18 protein-coding genes are annotated in these 18,742 nt (G+C 69.0%); 12 read left to right on the top strand and 6 right to left on the bottom strand.

What is annotated here, in order from left to right; all coding sequences use genetic code 11:
- The first annotated feature begins 52 nt into the window (after positions 1–52).
- Positions 53–478 (top strand): MerR family transcriptional regulator, encoded by a 426-nt coding sequence (locus tag ASC87_RS06150; RefSeq protein WP_056658307.1) that lies wholly within the window; start codon positions 53–55, stop codon positions 476–478.
- Positions 475–894 (top strand): nuclear transport factor 2 family protein, encoded by a 420-nt coding sequence (locus ASC87_RS06145; RefSeq protein ID WP_056658304.1) that lies wholly within the window; start codon positions 475–477, stop codon positions 892–894. Before ASC87_RS06150 ends, ASC87_RS06145 begins: the two co-directional genes overlap by 4 nt.
- Here ASC87_RS06145 and ASC87_RS06140 read toward each other — a convergent pair whose 3' ends face one another.
- Complete coding sequence (locus ASC87_RS06140; RefSeq protein ID WP_056658301.1) at positions 895–4,485, bottom strand: indolepyruvate ferredoxin oxidoreductase family protein; 3,591 nt, start codon at positions 4,483–4,485, stop codon at positions 895–897.
- A 93-nt stretch (positions 4,486–4,578) separates the two neighbouring features.
- Between ASC87_RS06140 and ASC87_RS06135 the strand changes: the two genes are divergently transcribed.
- Positions 4,579–5,091, top strand: a complete 513-nt coding sequence (locus ASC87_RS06135) for an Lrp/AsnC family transcriptional regulator (RefSeq protein WP_056658298.1) — start codon at positions 4,579–4,581, stop codon at positions 5,089–5,091.
- A 3-nt stretch (positions 5,092–5,094) separates the two neighbouring features.
- On the opposite strand, the gene ASC87_RS06130 is transcribed toward ASC87_RS06135, so the two are convergent.
- Positions 5,095–6,204 carry a 3-deoxy-7-phosphoheptulonate synthase gene (locus tag ASC87_RS06130; protein ID WP_056658295.1) on the bottom strand — a complete coding sequence of 370 codons (1,110 nt, stop codon included), beginning with the start codon at positions 6,202–6,204 and terminating at the stop codon, positions 5,095–5,097.
- A gap of 151 nt (positions 6,205–6,355) precedes the next feature.
- Here ASC87_RS06130 and ASC87_RS06125 point away from each other — a divergent pair, with 151 nt between their 5' ends.
- The 9 genes from ASC87_RS06125 (at position 6,356) to paaZ (ending at position 15,044) form a co-directional block, all read left to right on the top strand.
- Positions 6,356–7,000, top strand: a complete 645-nt coding sequence (locus ASC87_RS06125) for a TetR/AcrR family transcriptional regulator (protein ID WP_056658293.1) — start codon at positions 6,356–6,358, stop codon at positions 6,998–7,000.
- A 114-nt stretch (positions 7,001–7,114) separates the two neighbouring features.
- The gene (locus ASC87_RS06120) at positions 7,115–7,918 is read left to right on the top strand and encodes an enoyl-CoA hydratase-related protein (RefSeq protein ID WP_056658290.1); all 804 of its coding nucleotides are present in this window, start codon (positions 7,115–7,117) and stop codon (positions 7,916–7,918) included.
- A gap of 34 nt (positions 7,919–7,952) precedes the next feature.
- Complete coding sequence (gene paaK / locus ASC87_RS06115) at positions 7,953–9,263, top strand: phenylacetate--CoA ligase PaaK (protein WP_056658288.1); 1,311 nt, start codon at positions 7,953–7,955, stop codon at positions 9,261–9,263.
- Positions 9,264–9,274: 11 nt separating this feature from the next.
- Positions 9,275–10,282 (top strand): 1,2-phenylacetyl-CoA epoxidase subunit PaaA, encoded by a 1,008-nt coding sequence (gene paaA, locus ASC87_RS06110; protein ID WP_056658286.1) that lies wholly within the window; start codon positions 9,275–9,277, stop codon positions 10,280–10,282.
- A gap of 10 nt (positions 10,283–10,292) precedes the next feature.
- A complete protein-coding gene (gene paaB, locus ASC87_RS06105) occupies positions 10,293–10,595 on the top strand; it encodes a 1,2-phenylacetyl-CoA epoxidase subunit PaaB (RefSeq protein WP_056658283.1) in 303 nt (100 codons plus the stop codon).
- A gap of 8 nt (positions 10,596–10,603) precedes the next feature.
- Positions 10,604–11,389, top strand: coding sequence for a 1,2-phenylacetyl-CoA epoxidase subunit PaaC (gene paaC, locus ASC87_RS06100; protein WP_056658506.1), 786 nt, complete (start codon positions 10,604–10,606; stop codon positions 11,387–11,389).
- The gene (gene paaD, locus ASC87_RS06095) at positions 11,386–11,895 is read left to right on the top strand and encodes a 1,2-phenylacetyl-CoA epoxidase subunit PaaD (RefSeq protein WP_056658503.1); all 510 of its coding nucleotides are present in this window, start codon (positions 11,386–11,388) and stop codon (positions 11,893–11,895) included. The genes paaC and paaD overlap by 4 nt, the downstream gene beginning before the upstream one ends.
- A gap of 2 nt (positions 11,896–11,897) precedes the next feature.
- Positions 11,898–12,983, top strand: coding sequence for a 1,2-phenylacetyl-CoA epoxidase subunit PaaE (gene paaE, locus ASC87_RS06090; protein WP_056658280.1), 1,086 nt, complete (start codon positions 11,898–11,900; stop codon positions 12,981–12,983).
- A gap of 15 nt (positions 12,984–12,998) precedes the next feature.
- Positions 12,999–15,044 (top strand): phenylacetic acid degradation bifunctional protein PaaZ, encoded by a 2,046-nt coding sequence (gene paaZ, locus ASC87_RS06085; protein WP_056658276.1) that lies wholly within the window; start codon positions 12,999–13,001, stop codon positions 15,042–15,044.
- Positions 15,045–15,056: 12 nt separating this feature from the next.
- Here the strand turns inward: paaZ and ASC87_RS06080 are convergent, their stop codons facing one another.
- The 4 genes from ASC87_RS06080 to ASC87_RS06065 all read right to left on the bottom strand — a co-directional run bounded on the left by ASC87_RS06080 (position 15,057) and on the right by ASC87_RS06065 (position 18,686).
- Complete coding sequence (locus ASC87_RS06080; RefSeq protein WP_056658273.1) at positions 15,057–16,346, bottom strand: TRAP transporter large permease; 1,290 nt, start codon at positions 16,344–16,346, stop codon at positions 15,057–15,059.
- A 19-nt stretch (positions 16,347–16,365) separates the two neighbouring features.
- Complete coding sequence (locus ASC87_RS06075) at positions 16,366–16,908, bottom strand: TRAP transporter small permease (RefSeq protein WP_235582073.1); 543 nt, start codon at positions 16,906–16,908, stop codon at positions 16,366–16,368.
- A complete protein-coding gene (locus tag ASC87_RS06070; protein WP_056658270.1) occupies positions 16,905–17,864 on the bottom strand; it encodes a TRAP transporter substrate-binding protein in 960 nt (319 codons plus the stop codon). The genes ASC87_RS06075 and ASC87_RS06070 overlap by 4 nt, the downstream gene beginning before the upstream one ends.
- A 135-nt stretch (positions 17,865–17,999) precedes the next feature.
- Positions 18,000–18,686: a GntR family transcriptional regulator gene (locus tag ASC87_RS06065; RefSeq protein ID WP_056658266.1), complete on the bottom strand. Its 687-nt coding sequence runs from the start codon at positions 18,684–18,686 to the stop codon at positions 18,000–18,002.
- Between the last annotated feature and the right edge of the window lie 56 nt (positions 18,687–18,742).

The following is an 18,742-nucleotide window of genomic DNA, read 5'->3' as shown; positions in this document are numbered from 1 at the left end:
GAATCGGTGCTTGACTTCGAGTGCACTCGAGCTTGTCAAATAGCCGGACACCATGAACGAACCTCTTCACATCGGCGCGCTGGCCGCGCTCACCGGCCGCAGCGTGCACACCCTCCGCTGGTACGAAACCCAGGGCCTGGTGCCCGGCGTGACACGGGACGCCGGCGGGCGGCGTGTCTACACCGCGCAGCACGTGGGCTGGTTGCGGCTGATGGAGCGGCTGCGCCGCAGCGGCATGCCGGTGGCCGACATGCGCCGCTACACGCGGCTGGTCCAGCAGGGCAAGTCCACGCTCGTCGAACGCCGCCAGATGCTGCAGGCCCACCGCGAGCGGGTGCAACGCACCATCGCCGAGTGGACCGATGCACTCGCGTTGCTGGACGCCAAGATCAATTTCTACGGCGAGTGGCAGGCCAGCGGCAAGCGCCCGTTGCTCGATCCTTTCGTGCCGCCACCCCCACCCGGAGAAACACCATGACCACCGACAACAAGCAACGGATGCAGGCGATCTTCGATGAACTCGCCAAGGGCAACGGCCGCCCGCTCGTGGACGCGATGGCCGACGACTTCTGCTGGACCATCGCGGGGGTGTCTGCGTGGTCACGCACCTGGCGCGGCAAGCAGGCGGTGCGGCAGGAGCTGCTGCGTCCGCTGTTCGCGCGGTTCGCCGACACCTACACGAGCACCGCCTGGCGCGTCGTCGCCGAGGGTGACCTCGTGGTGGTCGAGGCCCGCGGCAAGGTGACCACCCGCGCGGGTGCCCGCTACGACAACCACTACTGTTTCGTGTGCCGGCTCGAAGGGGGCTTGCTGCGCGAAATCACCGAGTACATGGACACCGACCTGGCGGTGTCGGTCCTCGGGGTGCCGGAGCCCACGGTGGCGACGGCCTGATCAGCCCGCCACCACCGCAATGCCGCGGAACTGCCCGGCCTGGCCGCTCGACGGCGGTTTCGGGTAACGGGCGGGCAGCAGGCGGTGCAGCAGTTCTGCCTCGCGGGCGCGGGCCACCGCGATGTTCGCGACCTTGACGTGGCCGTAACCCCGCATCGACAGCGGGATGGCCGCGATCTGGGTGGCGAGCGCGCAGTTCTCGGCGCGCAGCGCCTCCAGCAGTTCGGCCACCCGAGCCTCGTACTGGACGATGAGTTCGCGCTCCATGCGGCGCTCGGCGGTGTGCCCGAACACGTCGAACACGGTGCCGCGCAGCACCTTGCCGCGGGCGAGCCAACGCATCGCGGGCAGCATCCACGCACCAAGGCGCACCTTGCGCGGTGGCGTGCCATCCCGCGACCGCGACAGCATGGGCGGCGCCATGTGGAACTCGAGCTTCAGCTCGCCTTCGAACTGGTCCGACAGCTGCTTGCGGAACGCGCCGTCGGTGTACAGGCGGGCCACCTCGTACTCGTCCTTGTAGCTCATCAACTTCTGCAGGCTGCGGGCCACGGTGCGGGACAGTGGCATCGACTCGCCGCCGCCGAGCGCCGATTCGGCACGCGCCACGCGGCGCACCACGTCTTCGAAACGGCGGGCCCACGCCGCGTCCTGGTAGCTGGTCAGGCAGGACACCCCGCGTGACACCAGCGCGTCCAGCGGCTCGTCGGCGGTGGCCTGGGCTGGCGCGTTGCGCAAGGCCTGCAACGCAGCCGGTTCGGCCGCGGCCAGGCGGCCGAGCGACAACGCGAGCAGGTTCGAATCCACCGCCACGTTGTTCAGTTCGATGGCAAGGGTGATGGCCTCCAGGCTCACGGGCACGAGCCCGCGCTGCCAGGCGTAACCCATCGCGAGGATGTTCGAGGCGATGGTGTCGCCGAGGAATTCCTCGGCGAGCGCCTGCGCGTCGAACGTTTCCACCTGCGCGTCGCCGGCCACGAACCGCATCTTCTCGAGCAGCAGGTCCACCTTCAGGCTGGCGTCCGGGTCACGCAACGATTCGGCCACCGGGATCTCGTGCACATTGGCAAGCACCCGGGTGCGGCCGTGGCGCACGGTCTGCAACGCCTCGGGGGATGCGCCCACCACCACGTCGCAGGCGAGGATCGCGTCCGCCTGTTGCGTGTCGATGCGCACCTGGTTGAGCCGGGACGGCACGTCGGCCAGGCGCACGAAGCTCAGCACCGAGCCGCCTTTTTGCGCGAAGCCCATGAAGTCGAGCACGCTGGCGCTCTTGCCTTCGAGGTGTGCGGCCATCGCGATGACCGTGCCCACCGTGACCACGCCGGTGCCCCCCACGCCGGTCACCAGCAGGTCGTAGGGCGCGGTCCACGCGTGGACGTCCGGGCGGGCCAGCTCGTTCACACGGGACAGGAAGGCGTCCTTGCCCGTGCTCAATGCCCCGGCACGCTGGCGCAGCTTGCCGCCGGTCACGCTCACGAAGCTCGGGCAGAAGCCGTTCGCGCAGGAGTAGTCCTTGTTGCAGTTGGTCTGGTCGATCTTGCGCTTGCGGCCAAGCGCCGTCTCGTGCGGCAGCACGGCGACGCAGTTGCTCTGCACCGAGCAGTCGCCACACCCTTCGCAGACCGCCTCGTTGATGAACAGGCGCCGGGCCGGGTCGACCAGCTCGCCTTTCTTGCGGCGCCGGCGCTTCTCGGCGGCGCAGGTCTGTTCGTAGATCAACACGGTCACGCCTGGCATCTCGCGCAGGCGGCGCTGCACGGCGTCGAGTTCGGCGCGGTCGTGGAACTCGGTGCCGGCGGGGAAGCGCGACTTGATCGTGTCGTACTTGCCGATGTCGTCGCTGACCACCACCACCTGGCGCACCCCTTCGCTTTCCACCTGGCGTGCGATCGCATCGACGGAGATGGGGCCGTCCACCGGCTGCCCGCCGGTCATCGCCACCGCATCGTTGAACAGGATCTTGTAGGTGAGGGTGGCCTTGGCCGCGACGGCCTGGCGGATCGCCAGGTAGCCCGAGTGGTAGTACGTGCCGTCACCGAGGTTCTGGAACACGTGGGGCACGCGCGTGAACATGGCGTGGGACACCCAGTCGACCCCTTCGCCGCCCATCTGGATCAGGCCCTCGGTGTCGCGGTTCATCCAGTTCGCCATGAAGTGGCAGCCGATGCCGGCCAGGGCCCTGGACCCCTCGGGCACCTTGGTGCTGGTGTTGTGCGGGCAGCCGGCGCAGAAGTAGGGCAGCCGCTTGACGGTGTCCGCGCCGTTCGACAGCAGTGCCGGCGGTGTGAAGTCGCGCACGTGTTGCAGGAAGTCGCCGAACGCGTTGTCGCCCAGGTGGCTGGCGAGCCAGCGCGCCACGATCTCGATCAGCCGCGACGGGCGCAGTTCACCGAGGGCCGACACCAGCGGGTGGCCGTCGCGGTCGTGTTTGCCCACCAGCGCCGGGCGTGCGCCGGCCGGTGCGTTGTAGAACAGGTCGCGCAGCTGGGTCTCGACCACCGCGCCTTTTTCCTCGACCACGAGGATCTCCTCCAGCCCGGCGGCAAAGGCCTTCATGCGGGTGGTTTCGATGGGGAAGCTCAGGCCCACCTTGTAAAGGCGCACGCCGGCCTGCGACAGCATCTCGGGCGTGATGGCCAGGCGCCGCAGCACCTCCATCAGGTCGAGGTGCGCCTTGCCGCAGGTGACGATGCCGAGCGTTGCGCGGGCGCTCGTGATCACGTGCCGGTCCACGCTGTTGACCCGCGCGAACGCCGCCACGGCCTGCAGCTTCGCGGCCATGCGCGCCTCGATGGCCAGCGACGGCAGGTCGGGCCAGCGGATGTGCAGGCCGTCGGCCGGGGCCTGGTGGCCGGTGGCCTCGCGCACGGCATCGGCGTCCAGCCACGCCGCGGCGCGGGCGTTGACCCGGTCCAGGTCCACCGTGGCGCCGCTTTCCACCACCTCGGACAGCGCTGCAAACCCCACCCACGCGCCCGAGAAACGCGAGAGCTCGTAGCCATAGAGGCCGAACTCCAGGTACTCGGCCACATTGGCCGGTTGCAGCACCGGCATGCCCCAGGCCATGAACGCGTGGTCGCTCTGGTGGGGCATCGACGACGACACGCAGCCGTGGTCGTCACCGGCCACCGCCAGCACCCCACCGCGCGGCGACGTGCCGAACGCATTGCCGTGCTTGAGGGCGTCCCCGGCGCGGTCCACGCCGGGGCCCTTGCCGTACCACATGCCAAACACACCCTCGACCGTGCGCTCGGGGTCGAGTTCGACACGCTGGGTGCCGAGCACCTGCGTGGCGCCCAGCTCTTCGTTGATCGCCGGGACAAAACGGATGCCCGCGTCCTTGAACCGTTGGCCGGCCTTCCAGATGGCCTGGTCCACCAGGCCGAGCGGTGACCCGCGGTAGCCGCTGACGAACCCCTCGGTGTGGAGGCCGCGCGCGGCATCGCGGGCGCGTTGCATCACGAGCAGCCGGACCAGGGCCTGGGTGCCCGTGAGGAACACGACGCCGTCCTCCGCCCACAGGTTGTCTTCCAGCTTGTAGTGGGGGCGGCGAACGGGGCAGGTGGGGGAAGGGGCAACAGCATCCATGCGGGGAATTCTTGTTTCCCAACCGGAGGAAATGCTTCTTCAATACACTGGCGATTCCCCTTGGTGGAGAAAGATCCTTCTCCCGGATGCGCCATGAGTGACGATTCCATTCTCCTTGACCGCTACAGCCTGAAGATCCTTCGGGAACTGCAGCGCGATTCGCGGCAGACGGTGCAGCAGCTCTCCGAGGCGGTGGGCCTGTCGCCCACGCCGTGCTGGAAGCGGGTGAAGGACATGGAGGCCGCGGGGGTGATCCGGGGTTACACCGCCCTCATCGACCGGGAACGGGTGGGCCTGAACCTGGCGGTGGTGGTGGAGGCCAACCTGAACCAGCACAGCGAGGAACTCGTGCGCCGGTTCGAGGAAGCGGTGGCGGCCACGCCGCAGATCGTGCGCTGCATGTCCACCACGGGCCAGGCCGACTACATCTTCACGGTGCTCGTGTCCGACATCAAGCACTACGAGCAGCTGCTGCACGACACCATCTTCAAGCTGCCGGGGGTGACCCACGTGCGCTCGAGCATCGTGCTGAAGGAGATCAAGTCCGAGGCCGCGCTGCCCATCGACGACAACGTCAACGAGCGGCGCGCCGAACGGGGCCGCTGAGGTTCAGCGCTGGCGGCGTGTGCGCACCGCCTCGGCCAGCCGGCGCAGCAGCGGCTCGGTGCTGGCCCAGCCGATGCACCCGTCGGTGATCGACACGCCGCGCTGCAGCGGCGCGCCGGGCAACAGGTCCTGCTTGCCGTCTTCCAGGTGGCTTTCGATCATGAGGCCCATCACCCGCTGTTCGCCAGCAGCGATGCGGTCGGCGATGTCGTGGGCCACCTCGATCTGGCGGGCGTACTGCTTCGACGAGTTGGCGTGCGAGCAGTCCACCATCACACGCTCCAGCACGCCGGCCTTCTTGAGCGCCGCGCAGGCGGCGTCCACGTCGGCCGCGCTGTAGTTGGGCCCCCGCGAGCCGCCGCGCAGGATGATGTGGGTGTCTTCATTGCCGAGCGTGTCGAAGATGGCGGCCTGGCCCATCTTGGTCATGCCCATGAACGAGTGCGGTGAGCGCGATGCGATCAGCGCGTCGGCGGCCACCTGCACGCTGCCGTCGGTGCCGTTCTTGAAACCCACCACGCAGCTGAGGCCCGAGGCGAGCTGGCGGTGGCTGGGGCTTTCGGTGGTGCGGGCGCCGATGGCGCCCCAGCTGATGAGGTCGGCGATGTACTGCGGGCTCAGCAGGTCGAGGAACTCGGTGGCGCTCGCCAGCCGCTTGTGGGCGATGGCCAGCAGCAGTTCGCGCGCACGGCGCAGGCCTTCGTTGATGCGGAAGCTGCCGTCGAGGCGCGGGTCGTTGATGTACCCCTTCCAGCCGACGGTGGTGCGCGGTTTCTCGAAGTACACGCGCATCACGACCAGCAGGTCGCGGTCGACCTCGGCCGACAGCGCACGAAGCCGGTCGGCGTAGTCGAGGGCCTGTTCGGCATCGTGGATGGAGCAGGGGCCCACCACCACGAGCAGCCGGTCGTCGCGGCCGTGCAGTACGTCGGCGATCTGCCGGCGGCTGTGTTCGACGAACGCTTGCGTGGCATCGTCGGCCGGCAGGTCGTATTGCAGCAGCGCCGCGGAGATGACCGGGCGGATCTCGTGGATGCGGACGTCGTCGAGGCGCGTGGCCTGCGGTGTTTCTTCGTTGGGTTCGACGACCCGTTGCGGTTGACCGTGTGTCATGGGAATTTCCTGCGATGGCCGTGGTGGCCGGGGCGAGCGCGGATTATGGGCCGGGCCTCCATTTCCTCACAGAGGCGATGCACGGGGGCTCGGGTAACATCGTTGTGCAGGGCGGCCCGGCCGCCCGCGCCGACAGCATCCACAGGCAGACATGGCACGTTCCAAGGCAGCGACGTACGACGACCAGCGCGAGTCGATCCTGACGAAGGCGGCCGATCTTTTTGCCCAGCGCGGCTACCACGGCACGTCGATGAACGACGTGGCCGAGGCCAGCGGCCTCTCCAAGGCCACGCTTTACCACTACTACCGGGACAAGGACCAGATCCTCGTCAACATCGCCGAAGGGCACGTGACACGGCTCCACGACCTCGTCGTCGAGATCGAGGCGGATCCGTCGCTGCCGCCCGCCGCGCGCCTCGAGGTGCTGATCGTGCGCTTCCTGCAGGCCTACGCCCGCGCGCAGAGTTCGCACCGGGTGCTGACCGAAGACGTGAAGTTCCTGCCCGAGGCCGATCGCGAGCGCATCGTGTCCCGGGAGCGGGCGGTGGTGCGGGCCTTCGCCGACGCGGTGGCGGTGCTCCGCCCCGACCTGCGGGCCGAGGGCCTGGACATGGCCGTGTCGATGCTGCTCTTCGGCATGCTCAACTGGATGTTCACCTGGCTTCGGCCGAATGGCCGCCTGGACCACACCACCATCGCCCCCATGGTGTGCGAACTCTTCTTCCACGGACTACAAGGCATCACGGTGCCCAAGGGCGTGAAGGCGCCGCGCAAGGTGCGACCGCCGCGCGCTTGAGCGCCCTCAGGGGCAGGGTTTCCACCCGGCTCGCCGGACTTGCGTTCCGGTGAATCCGAACACTAATATCGACCGAACGGTCGGTCAATGATGGGCGGCCCAGCGGGAGCCCCGATGTCCGAACCCAACGTGCTGTCGATCGATGAAGGTGCCGTCCGGTGGCTGACGTTGAACCGGCCCGCGTCGCTGAACAGCTTCAACGCCGAATTGCATGGCGCGCTGCTGGGTGAACTCGACCGGACCGCCGCGGACACCACGGTGCGCTGCGTGGTGCTGGCCGCAGCGGGCAGGGCGTTCTGCGCCGGCCAGGACCTGGCAGACCCCGCCGTGGCGCCGGACCCGGCGCCCGGCGCCGCACCGAAGGACCTCGGCGCGGTGGTGGCGCGCTTCTACAAGCCGCTCGTCGAGCGCCTGCGCGCGATGCCGGTGCCCGTGGTGGCCGCCGTCCAGGGGATCGCGGCCGGCGCGGGCGCCAACCTGGCGCTGAACTGCGACGTGGTGGTGGCCGGCCGCAGTGCGTCGTTCATCCAGGCCTTCGCCAAGATCGGCCTCGTGCCGGACACGGGGGGCACATGGCTGCTGCCCCGCCTGGTGGGGCGGGCGAGGGCGCTCGGGCTGGCCATGCTCGGTGACCGCGTGGCCGCGGCTGAGGCCGAGCGGCTGGGCCTGATCTGGTCGTGTGTCGAGGACGGTGCCCTGCACGACACCGTGCAGCGCCTGGCACTGCAGCTGGCGGGCATGCCCACCGCGGCCCTCGTGGCCACCCGCCACGCATTCGATGCCGCCCAGGGCCTGTCCCTAGCCGCGGCGCTCGACGCGGAAGCCCGCCTGCAAGGCACGCTGGGCCACGCACACGACTACCTGGAAGGGGTGGCGGCGTTCGGTGCCAAGCGGGCCGCCCGTTTCACGGACCGCTGAGCCGCCCACCTGCGTGCCGTCCTGAGGAAGCACCATGACCCAGTCACCCGCCCCCGGTGAACTCGAGCCCATCGAGACCGCCAGCCGCGACGAGATCGCCGGCCTGCAGCTGCAGCGCCTGCGCGCCACGCTGCAGCACGCCTACGACCACGTGCCGCACTACCGCCAGGCCTTCGATGCCAAGGGCGTCCAGCCGGGCGACCTGCGCTCGCTCACCGACCTGTCGACGTTCCCGTTCACCGAAAAGAAGCACCTGCGCGAGAACTACCCGTTCGGGATGTTCGCGGTGCCGCGCGCGCAGGTGGCGCGCATCCACGCGTCGTCGGGCACCACCGGCAAACCCACCGTGGTGGGCTACACGGCCAAGGACATCGACACCTGGGCGAACCTCGTGGCGCGTTCGATCCGCGCGGCCGGTGGCCGCCCCGGCGACACGGTGCACGTGGCCTACGGGTACGGCCTCTTCACCGGCGGCCTCGGGGCGCACTACGGCGCCGAACGGGCCGGTTGCACCGTGATCCCGGTGTCGGGCGGGCAGACCGAAAAGCAGGTGCAGCTGATCCACGACCTCCAGCCCGACATCATCTTGGTGACCCCGAGCTACATGCAAGTCGTCATCGAGGAGTTCGTGCGCCAGGGCCTCGACCCCGCCGCGAGTTCGCTCCGGGTGGGCATCTTCGGCGCCGAACCGTGGACCGAGGCGATGCGCCGCGACATCGAGGCCAGGGCCGGCATCGATGCGGTGGACATCTACGGCCTGTCCGAGGTCATGGGCCCGGGTGTGGCGAGCGAGTGCGTCGAATCGAAGGACGGCCCGGTCATCTGGGAAGACCACTTCTTCCCGGAGGTGGTGCACCCGCTGACCGGCGAGGTGCTGCCCGACGGGGAGGAGGGGGAACTCGTCTTCACGTCCCTCACGAAGGAGGCGCTGCCGATCATCCGCTACCGCACCCGCGACCTGACCCGGCTGCTGCCGCCCACGTCGCGGTCGTTCCGCCGCATGGGCCGGATCGTGGGCCGCAGCGACGACATGCTGATCATCCGCGGTGTCAACGTCTTCCCCACCCAGATCGAGGAGATCGTGCTGCAGCACGCGGGGCTGTCCGGCCAATACCAGCTGGTGCTGACCCGGGACGGCCTGCTGGACGAGATGGAGGTGCTGTGCGAGGTACGCCACGGCGCCGCCAGCGACAGCGACCGCGGCGCGACCGCCACGTGGCTGCAGGCACGGATCAAGGCGCTCGTGGGCATCACCACGCGGGTGCAGGTGCTGCCCCCCGAATCCATCGAGCGCACGCTCGTCGGCAAGGCCCGGCGTGTCGTCGACAAGCGGCCCAAAGCCTGAGGAGCCCCGCCATGTACACCCAAGCGATGGACACGATGGGCCAGGACGGTGACGGCCGCCAGGCCGTGCGCCCGGCCGAGGAGATGCGCCTGCAGCAGCGCTTCGACGACCGCATCGACGCGGGCGAATTCATCGAAGCCAAGGACTGGATGCCCGACCACTACCGCAAGACGCTCGTGCGCCAGATCAGCCAGCACGGGCATTCGGAGATCGTGGGCATGCTGCCGGAGGGCAACTGGATCAGCCGTGCGCCCACGCTCAAGCGCAAGACGATCCTGCTCGCGAAGGTGCAGGACGAGGGCGGCCACGGCCTGTACCTCTACGCCGCAGCGGAAACGCTGGGCACGAGCCGCGACCAGATGATCGATGCGCTGCACGCCGGCAAGGCCAAGTACAGCTCGATCTTCAACTACCCCACGCTCACGTGGGCCGACATGGGCGTGATCGGCTGGCTCGTGGACGGCGCCGCGATCATGAACCAGGTGCCCATCTGCCGGTGCTCGTACGCGCCGTACGCCCGCGCCATGGTGCGCATCTGCCGCGAGGAAAGCTTCCACCAGCGCCAGGGCTACGAGGCGCTGCTGACGATGATGACCCGCGGCACCGGCGCGCAGCGCGCGATGGTGCAGGACGCGGTCGACCGCTGGTGGTGGCCGTCGATCATGATGTTCGGCCCGCCCGACGACCAGTCGCCCAACTCCGCCCAGTCGATGCGCTGGGGCATCAAGCGGGTCTCGAACGACGAGCTGCGCCAGAAGTTCATCGACGCCGCCGTGGACCAGGCCAAGCTGCTGGGCGTGACGCTGCCCGACCCCGCGCTGAAGTGGAACGAGGCGCGCCAGCACCACGACTTCGGTGCCATCGACTGGCCCGAGTTCTGGCGTGTCGTCAACGGCGACGGCCCCTGCAACCGCGAGCGCCTCGCCGCCCGCGTGAAGGCGTGGGACGACGGCGCCTGGGTGCGCGAGGCCGCCCTGGCCCACGCCCGCAAGCAAGATGCCGCGACCGGCGCGGCCTGAAGGAAACACCATGCACAACGAGAACGAGATCGCTCGGGAATGGCCGTTGTGGGAAGTGTTCGTGCGCAGCCGCGCCGGCCTCGACCACAAGCACTGCGGCAGCCTGCACGCCGCCGATTCGGCGATGGCCATCCAGATGGCCCGGGATGTCTACACCCGCCGCCAGGAAGGCTGCAGCGTGTGGGTGGTCCGCAGCGACCAGGTCGTCGCGAACGACCCGCACGACAAGGACATGTTCTTCGACCCGATGGAAGACAAGGTGTACCGCCACCCGACCTTCTACGTGTTGCCCAAGTCCGTCGACCACATGTGAGGCTGCCTGTGCAAGCGTCCATCCAGATCCACGACAGCCCCGCGTCGCAGTACGTGCTTCGCCTTGGCGACACGTGCCTGATCCTCGGGCAGCGCATCGCGGAGTGGTGCGGCCACGCCCCGGTCCTCGAGGAAGACATCGCGCTCGCCAACATGGCGCTCGACCTCATCGGCCAGGCCCGCGGCCTGCTCACCCATGCCGGCACGCTCGAGGGCAGTGGCCAGGACCGTGTGTACGACGAGGACCAGCTCGCCTTCCTGCGTGACGAACGTGACTACCGGAACGTCACCATCGCCGAGCTGCCGCGCGGAGACTTCGCGTTCACGTCGCTGCGCAACGCGATGGTGGCCACGTGGCTCAAGCTGCTGTGGGAGCGCCTGGCCCACTCCACGGACAGCGAACTGGCCGGCATCGCCGGCAAGGCCGTGAAGGAGGCGCGGTACCACCAGCAGCACGCCGCCGACTGGGTGGTGCGCCTGGGCGACGGCACCGACGAGTCGCGCCGGCGCATGCAGGCCGCGCTCGCCCAGCTGTGGCGCTACGTGCCGGAGCTGTTCGACGCCGATGCGGTGGACGCCGCGGCCGTGGCCAGCGGCCTCGGCCCCAGCTGGGCCGGCCTGCGCGAGCCGTGGTTCGCCGAGATGGCCGCCATCCTGGCGGATGCCCGGCTCGACGTGCCGGGCGAAAGCCCGTTCCGCAGCACCGGCAAGCGCGGCGTCCACACCGAACACATGGGCTACATCCTCACCGAACTGCAGCACCTGCAGCGTGCGTACCCCGGGGGCGTGTGGTGATCGCGGTGGCCGACCTCCGCGTCGAACGCGCCTGGACCGTGCTCGACGGCGTGCCCGACCCCGAGGTGCCGGCCCTGTCGGTGCGCGACCTCGGCATCGTGCGCGACGTGTCGGTGCACGGCGATGGCCTGGCCGTGGTGCTCACGCCCACCTACAGCGGCTGCCCGGCCACCGAGGTGATCGAACGCAGCGTGCGCGACGCGATCGAGGCCGCCGGCCTCGGGCCCGTGCGGGTGCGGCTGCAACGAGCTCCCGCCTGGACCACCGACTGGATCAGCGCCGACGGCCGCCGCAAGTTGCGCGAGTACGGCATCGCACCACCGGTGCACCTGGCCGACGGGGCGGTGCCGGTGCGGATCGTGCGCAGGCCGGCGGTCCCCGTGCCGTGCCCCCGTTGCGGCAGCGACCGCACCGAGCGTCTGTCGCAGTTCGGGTCCACGGCCTGCAAATCGCTGTACCGCTGCGTGGCCTGCCGCGAGCCCTTCGAGTACTTCAAACCCCTCTGACCATGAGCACCTTGTTCCATGCCCTGCGCGTGCACAGCATCGAGCCCGACACCGCCGACGCGGTGATCGTCTCGTTCGACGTGCCGGCCGACCTGCAGGCGGCCTTCGGCTTCACGCAGGGGCAGTACCTGACGCTCCGCAAGGAGATCGATGGGTCGGACCAGCGCCGCTCGTACTCCATCTGCGCCGGCGTCGACGACGGCCAGCTGCGGGTGGGCGTTCGGCGCGTGAAGGGCGGCGTCTTCTCGAAGTGGATCCACGAGCACCTCCAGGTGGGCGACACCCTTCACGTGATGGTGCCGCAGGGCCGGTTTTTCGTGCCCATCGACCGCCAGGCGCGGCGCCACCACGTGGGCATCGCGGGCGGCAGCGGCATCACGCCGATCCTGTCGATCATGAAGACCGTGCTGGCGCGCGAGCCCGGCTCGAGCTTCTCGCTGATCTACGGCAACCGCAAGCTCCAGTCCACGATGTTCAAGGAAGAACTCGAGGACCTGAAGAACCGCTACATGACGCGGCTGGCGCTGCACCTCCTGTTCTCTGGCGAACCCACCGATTCCCCGTTGAACAGCGGCCGCATGAGCCGCGGGAAGATCGGCCAGTTCCTGGCGAGCGTGGTGCCCGCCGACACGATCGACCACGCGTACGTGTGCGGCCCGTTCGACGTGAACGACGAGGCCGAGGCCGCGCTGCTGGCGGCCGGTGTGCCGCGGGAACGCATCCACGTCGAGCGGTTCGGCGTGGCCCAGCCGGAGGGGGCTCCGGTGGGCGCCGTGTTGCATGAGTCGAGACCGGGCGACGCCGAACAGGCCCGCATCGTCATCGTGCGCGACGGGTTGACCCGCGAGATCCAGTTCCACAAGGACCAGCCGAGCATCCTCGACTGCGCGTCCGCAGCCGGGCTGGAGGTGCCGTTCTCGTGCACGTCCGGCGTGTGCGGCACCTGCCGCGCGAAGCTGGTCGAGGGCGAGGTGCGCATGGAGCGCAACTTCGCGCTCGACAAGGCCGAGGTGGCCGCCGGGTTCGTGCTCACCTGCCAGGCCCATCCGTTGACGGAACGCGTCGTGCTCTCGTTCGACGAGCGCTGAGCTGGAGACAAACCAATGACCCCCACCTTGCAGAGTTACCTCGCCGGCCAGTGGTTCGGTACCCAGGCGGCGCAGGTGCTGCCCAGCGCCATCAACGGCCGCCCAGTGGCCGCCACGCACACCGAAACCCCGGACTTCGCCGACGCGGTGGCGTGGGCCCGCTGCGAGGGCGGCCCGGCGCTGCTGGCGCTCGACTTCCAGCAGCGGGCGGCGCGCCTGAAGGCCCTCGCCGCGTACCTGCTGGAACGCAAGTCGCAGCTCTACGCGATCTCGGCCCACACCGGGGCCACCAGGAGCGACAGCTGGATCGACATCGAGGGGGGCATCGGCACGCTCTTCGCCTACGCCAGCATGGCCGGCAACGAGCTGCCGTCGGGCAACCTCGTGCATGAGGGCCCGGCCATCCCGCTCGGCAAGCAGGGCCAGTTCGTCGGCACGCACATCCTGGTGCCTCGCGGGGGTGTGGCGGTGCACATCAACGCCTTCAACTTTCCCATCTGGGGCCTGCTCGAGAAGTTCGCGCCCACGTTCCTGGCCGGCATGCCGGCCATCGGCAAACCGGCCACGGCCACCAGCTACCTGACCGAAGCCGTGGTGCGCCTGATGATCGACAGCGGGGTGCTGCCGGCCGGTTCCCTGCAACTCGTGATCGGGTCGTGCGGCGACCTGCTGGACCGGCTCGACGGCCGCGACGTGGTCACGTTCACCGGGTCTGCGGACACGGCCGCCAGGCTGCGTGTGAACGCGAACCTCGTGCGCCAGTGCGTGCCGTTCAACGCCGAGGCCGACTCCCTCAACTGTGCCATCCTCGCGCCGGACGTGTCGCCCGACGACGCCGAGTTCGACCTGTTCGTGGCCGAGGTGGCACGCGAGATGACCGTCAAGGCGGGCCAGAAGTGCACAGCGATCCGCCGCGCGATCGTGCCGCGCCGGCACGTGGACGCCGTGGTGTCGCGGCTGAAGGAACGCCTGGCGCGCACGGTGGTGGGTGACCCCGCGGTGGAGGGCGTGACGATGGGCGCGCTGGCGTCTCGCGCGCAGCAGGCCGACGTGGCCGAACGGGTGGCGCGGCTGTGCCGCCACACGGAGCTGGTGCACGGTGCACGCGACGGCTTTGCGCCGGTGGGCGACGGCACCGCCGACGGGGCCTTCTTCGCGCCGACGCTGCTGCTGAGCCGCGACCCGCATGCGGACGATGCCGTGCACGAGGTGGAGGCCTTCGGCCCGGTCAGCACGCTGCTGCCGTACGACGACCTCGACGAAGCCCTGGCGCTGGCCGCACGCGGCCGCGGCAGCCTCGTGGGCACGCTGGTCACGCGAGACCCGGCCACGGCTGCGCGCGCGGTGCCGATGGCAGCCGCGCTGCACGGCCGGCTGCTGGTGCTCGACCGCGACGCCGCAGCCGAGTCCACCGGCCACGGTTCGCCGCTGCCACAGCTCAAGCACGGCGGCCCGGGGCGTGCGGGCGGGGGCGAGGAGCTGGGTGGCCTGCGCGCCGTGCGCCACTACCTGCAGCGCACCGCGTTGCAGGGTTCACCCACGATGGTGGCCGCGGTGGTGGGCGAACACATCCGGGGCGCCGCCGTGCGCGAGTCGGACGTGCACCCGTTCCGCCGCCACTTCGAGGACCTCCACATCGGCGACTCGCTGCTGACCCACCGCCGCACCGTCACCGAAGCCGACATCGTGGCCTTCGGCGGCCTGTCGGGCGACTACTTCTACATGCACTTCGACGAGATCGCCGCGAAGGCGTCGCCGTTCGGCAAACGCATCGCCCACGGCTACTTCGTGCTGTCGGCCGCGGCGGGGCTGTTCGTGTCGCCGGCCCCCGGCCCGGTGCTCGCCAACTACGGACTCGACACCCTGCGGTTCGTCAAGCCCGTGGGCATCGGCGACACCATCCAGGCCCGGCTCACCGCCAAGCGCAAGACCGACCGCAACAAGCGGGACGCCCACGGCGTGGGGCAGGGCGTGGTGGCGTGGGACGTGGAGGTCCGGAACCAGGACGGCGACCTGGTGGCGAGCTACGACATCCTGACGCTGGTAGCGAAGCGGGCGTGACTGCACCAGGGCTCACCGGAACATCGACGGGAGCCACAGCGAAAACGCCGGCACGTAGGTCACCAGCATCAGGCACATGCCCAGCGCGCTGTAGAAGGGCAGGATCGACTTCATCACCTGTCCCACCGAGATCCCCCCGATCGCACACCCCACGAACTGGGTGACCCCCACCGGCGGCGTGTTCAGGCCCAGCGCGCAGTTGATGAGCATCACGATGCCGAACTGCACCGGGTCCATGCCGTACTGCATCGCGATGGGCAGGAAGATCGGCGTGCACACGAGGATGGTGGCGGCCATGTCGAGGAAGGTGCCGAGGATGAACAGCAGCAGGTTGATCAGCAGGAAGATCACCAGCGGGTTGCTGGACACCATCTGCATCAGCTCGCCGGTCTTCTGAGGCACCTCGTACAGCGCCATGAAGTAGCCGAAGGCCGAGGAGATGCCGATGAGCAGCAGCACCACGCCGGTGGTCTTGCAGGCCTTCGCACAGGCCTTCAGGAAGTCGTGCCAGCTGAGCGACTTGTAGACGAACGCGGTGACCAGCAGCGCCCAGAGCACCGCGGTGGCCGCCGACTCGGTGGCGGTGAAGATGCCCGACAGGATGCCCGTGAGGATGATCAGCACGATCAGCAGGCCGGGCAGGGCACCGAGGAAGGCCACGAGCACCGCGGCCCAGCCCGGGAAGGCGCCGCGGGTGGGGTAGCCGCGCTTGACGGCCACGTAGTAGGCGGCGCCCAGGTTGCACAGCGTCAGCAGCAGCGCGGGGATCACGGCCCCGAGGATGAGGTTCAGCACGCTGACCGACGCGATGCCGGTGGTGGCGAGCGTGAAGATGATCAGGTTGTGCGACGTGGGCATCAGCACGCCCACCAGCGCCGCGTGGGTGGTGACGTTGACCGCGTAGTCGGCGTCGTACCCTTCCTTTTTCATCAGCGGGATCATCACCGAGCCCATGGCCGATACGTCGGCCAGCGCAGAACCGGCGACCCCCCCGAACAGCGTGCAGCCCACCACGTTGCTCATGCCCAGCCCGCCGCGCACGTGGCCCACCAGCGCGTTGGCAAACCGCACGATGCGGTCGGCGATGCCGCCATACAGCATCAGTTCGCCGGCAAACACGAAGAACGGGATCGCCAGGAACGAGAACACCTGCATGCCCCCCACCATCTTCTGGACCACGATGGCAACGGGCACGCCGGCATACAGCACGGTGGCCACCGACGACAGCCCGATCGAAAACGCCACGGGAACGCCCAGCAACAGCAGCGCGAGGAAACTGAGGGACAGGACAGCCAATTCCATGAAACTTCCTTGGGGGAGGTCAGTGCCAGGCCGGCACGACCTCTTCACCGCGCAGCAGGGCCACGATGTGTTCGATCGAGAACATCACGATCAGCGTGCCGGCGATCACCAGCGACAGGTAGTCGATGCCCACGGGCAGGTGCAGCATCGGGTCGAGCTCGGTCCACTTCAGCCGCGTCCACAGCCAGCCGCTGTGCACCAGGATGCCGCCGAAGAGGCCCACGAGCGCGTGGATCAGCACCTCCACCTTGCGGCGCATCGTGTCGGGCAGCAGCGTCACCAGGGACTCGAGCCCGATGTGGCCGGCGTCGCGCACACCCACGGCCACGCCAAAGGCCGTGACATACAGGACGAGCTGCAGCGCGAGCGCTTCGGTCCACGTGGGGGTGTCGTTGAAGACGTAGCGCCCGATCACCTGCGCCTGCACGCTGACGATGATGCCGAACAGCCCCAGCACCGCCGCCACGAGGCACGCCTTGCTCAGTCGGGCGCAAAGCCGCGTGTAGAAGTGCGATGACACCGGTGCATGCGTCGCCGCCGCGACTGGCAGGGACGCGCTCACTTGTTCTGCTGCACGGCCTGGACGAGGCGCTGCAGGTCGGGGGTGGTGATGAACTTCGTGTACACCGGCGCCATGGCGGCCTTGAAGGCCGCCTTGTCCACGTCGGCCACCACCTGGGTGCCCGCCTTGGTCACGATGGCAAGTGCCTTGGCCTCCTGCTCGTCCCAGCGTGCGCGCTGGAAGGCCACGGATTCCTTCGCCGCGGCCCGGAACATGTCCTGGTCTGCCTTCGGCATCTTGTCGAACACCGCCTTGGAGATCACCAGCATCTCGGGGGCCATGGAGTGTTCGGTGCGCGAGTAGAACTTCACCGGCTCGTAGTGCTTGAAGCCCTCGTACGACGGCACGTTGTTTTCGGCCGCGTCGATCAGCCCCGTCTTCAGCGCGGTGTACACCTCGCCGGTGGGCATGGGCGTGGCGTTTGCGCCCATGGCGCTGGCCACGGCCACCCACAGTTCCGACGGTTGCACGCGGATCTTCAGGCCCTTGGTGTCGGCCAGCGAACGCACGGCCTTCTTCGCGTAGATGGAGCGCGAACCGCTGTCGTAGAACGCGAGCCCTACCAGGCCTTCGTGTTCACACCCCTTGAGCACCTCTTCGCCCACCGGGCCGTCGAGCGTCTTGCGCATGTGGGCGATGGAGTCGAAGAGGAACGGCATGGTGGGCACCAGGCTCTTCGGGCAGATGGCGTTCAGCGTGCTGATGTTGACGCGGTTCATCTCGAGCGCGCCGATCTTCACCTGGTCGAGGGTCTCCTTCTCGTTGCCGAGCGCACCCTTGTTGAACACCTTAATCTTGTAGCGGCCGCCGCTTTGCTTGTCGAGCGTCTCGCTCATGTGGCGCACTGCGGCGACGGTGGGGTACTCGTCGCTGTTGTGCACGTCGGCCGAGCGAAGTTCCACGGCGTGCAGGGGGAACGAGGCGGCGATCAGCGCCGTGGCGTACAGCATCTTCATGGGCGGTTCCTTGGTCGGTTGAAGGACTGCGCCGCGGGAAGACACCTGCGGCGAATGGCCGCCAGTAACGCACTAAAACATTAGTGTGTCACTTAGGGTAAATGCGGTTCGGGGCCGGTCGGGATCGGCCGGCCGCTAGACGCCGTGGATGTAGTCGGGATACTTCGCGCAGATGGCGTCCACCGTGGCGAGCGTGCCCGACAGGTGTTCGCGCAGCGCATCCTGCGCCTTGGCCACGTTGCCGGCCGCGATGGCGTCGACGATGGCCGTGTGGTCGCGCACGACCGCGCGGGTCTTGCCCTTGGCAGGCAGGTGCAACCGGCGCAGGCGGTCGAGGTGGCCGCTCATGCGGCGGGTGAGGCGCCACAGGTCGGGCACGTGGGCCGCTTCGTACAGGGTCTGGTGGAAGGCCTGGTCGGCCGCCACGAACTCGGCGTAGTCGGTGGTGTCGACCAGCGCTGACTGCAGCTTGAGCTGCGTGCGCAACTTCGCCACGAGCTGGGGCTCCGGCTTCTCGGCCAGCGTTCGCACCACCTCGAGCTCGATGGACCGGCGAAGGAAGTGGACCTGGCGCGCCGAGCCCACGTCGATGCGGCTCACCACGGTGGCGTGCTGCGGAAAGATGTCGACGAGGCCTTCCTCGCCGAGCCGGATGAGGGCATCGCGCACCGGGGTCTGGCTGATGCCGAAGCGGGTGGCGAGATCGGCCCGCGACAGCACCGTGCCCGGCGACAGCTCGAGCCCGATGATTGACTCGCGCAGCTTGTCGAAGACCTGCGGGGCAGCGTGGCGGGAGCGGTCCAGGCGGTGCGGTGTGTTCATGCGGATCAGGGAAATCGATGAGTCATTCTATCGGCCGCGAGAATTGACACACTAAT

The organism is Rhizobacter sp. Root1221 (assembly GCF_001425785.1).
In the GTDB taxonomy this organism is placed as follows: Bacteria; Pseudomonadota; Gammaproteobacteria; order Burkholderiales; family Burkholderiaceae_C; genus Rhizobacter.
The sequence above is the reverse complement of the archived record's forward strand: the minus strand, read 5'-3'. Positions and strand labels throughout refer to the sequence as shown.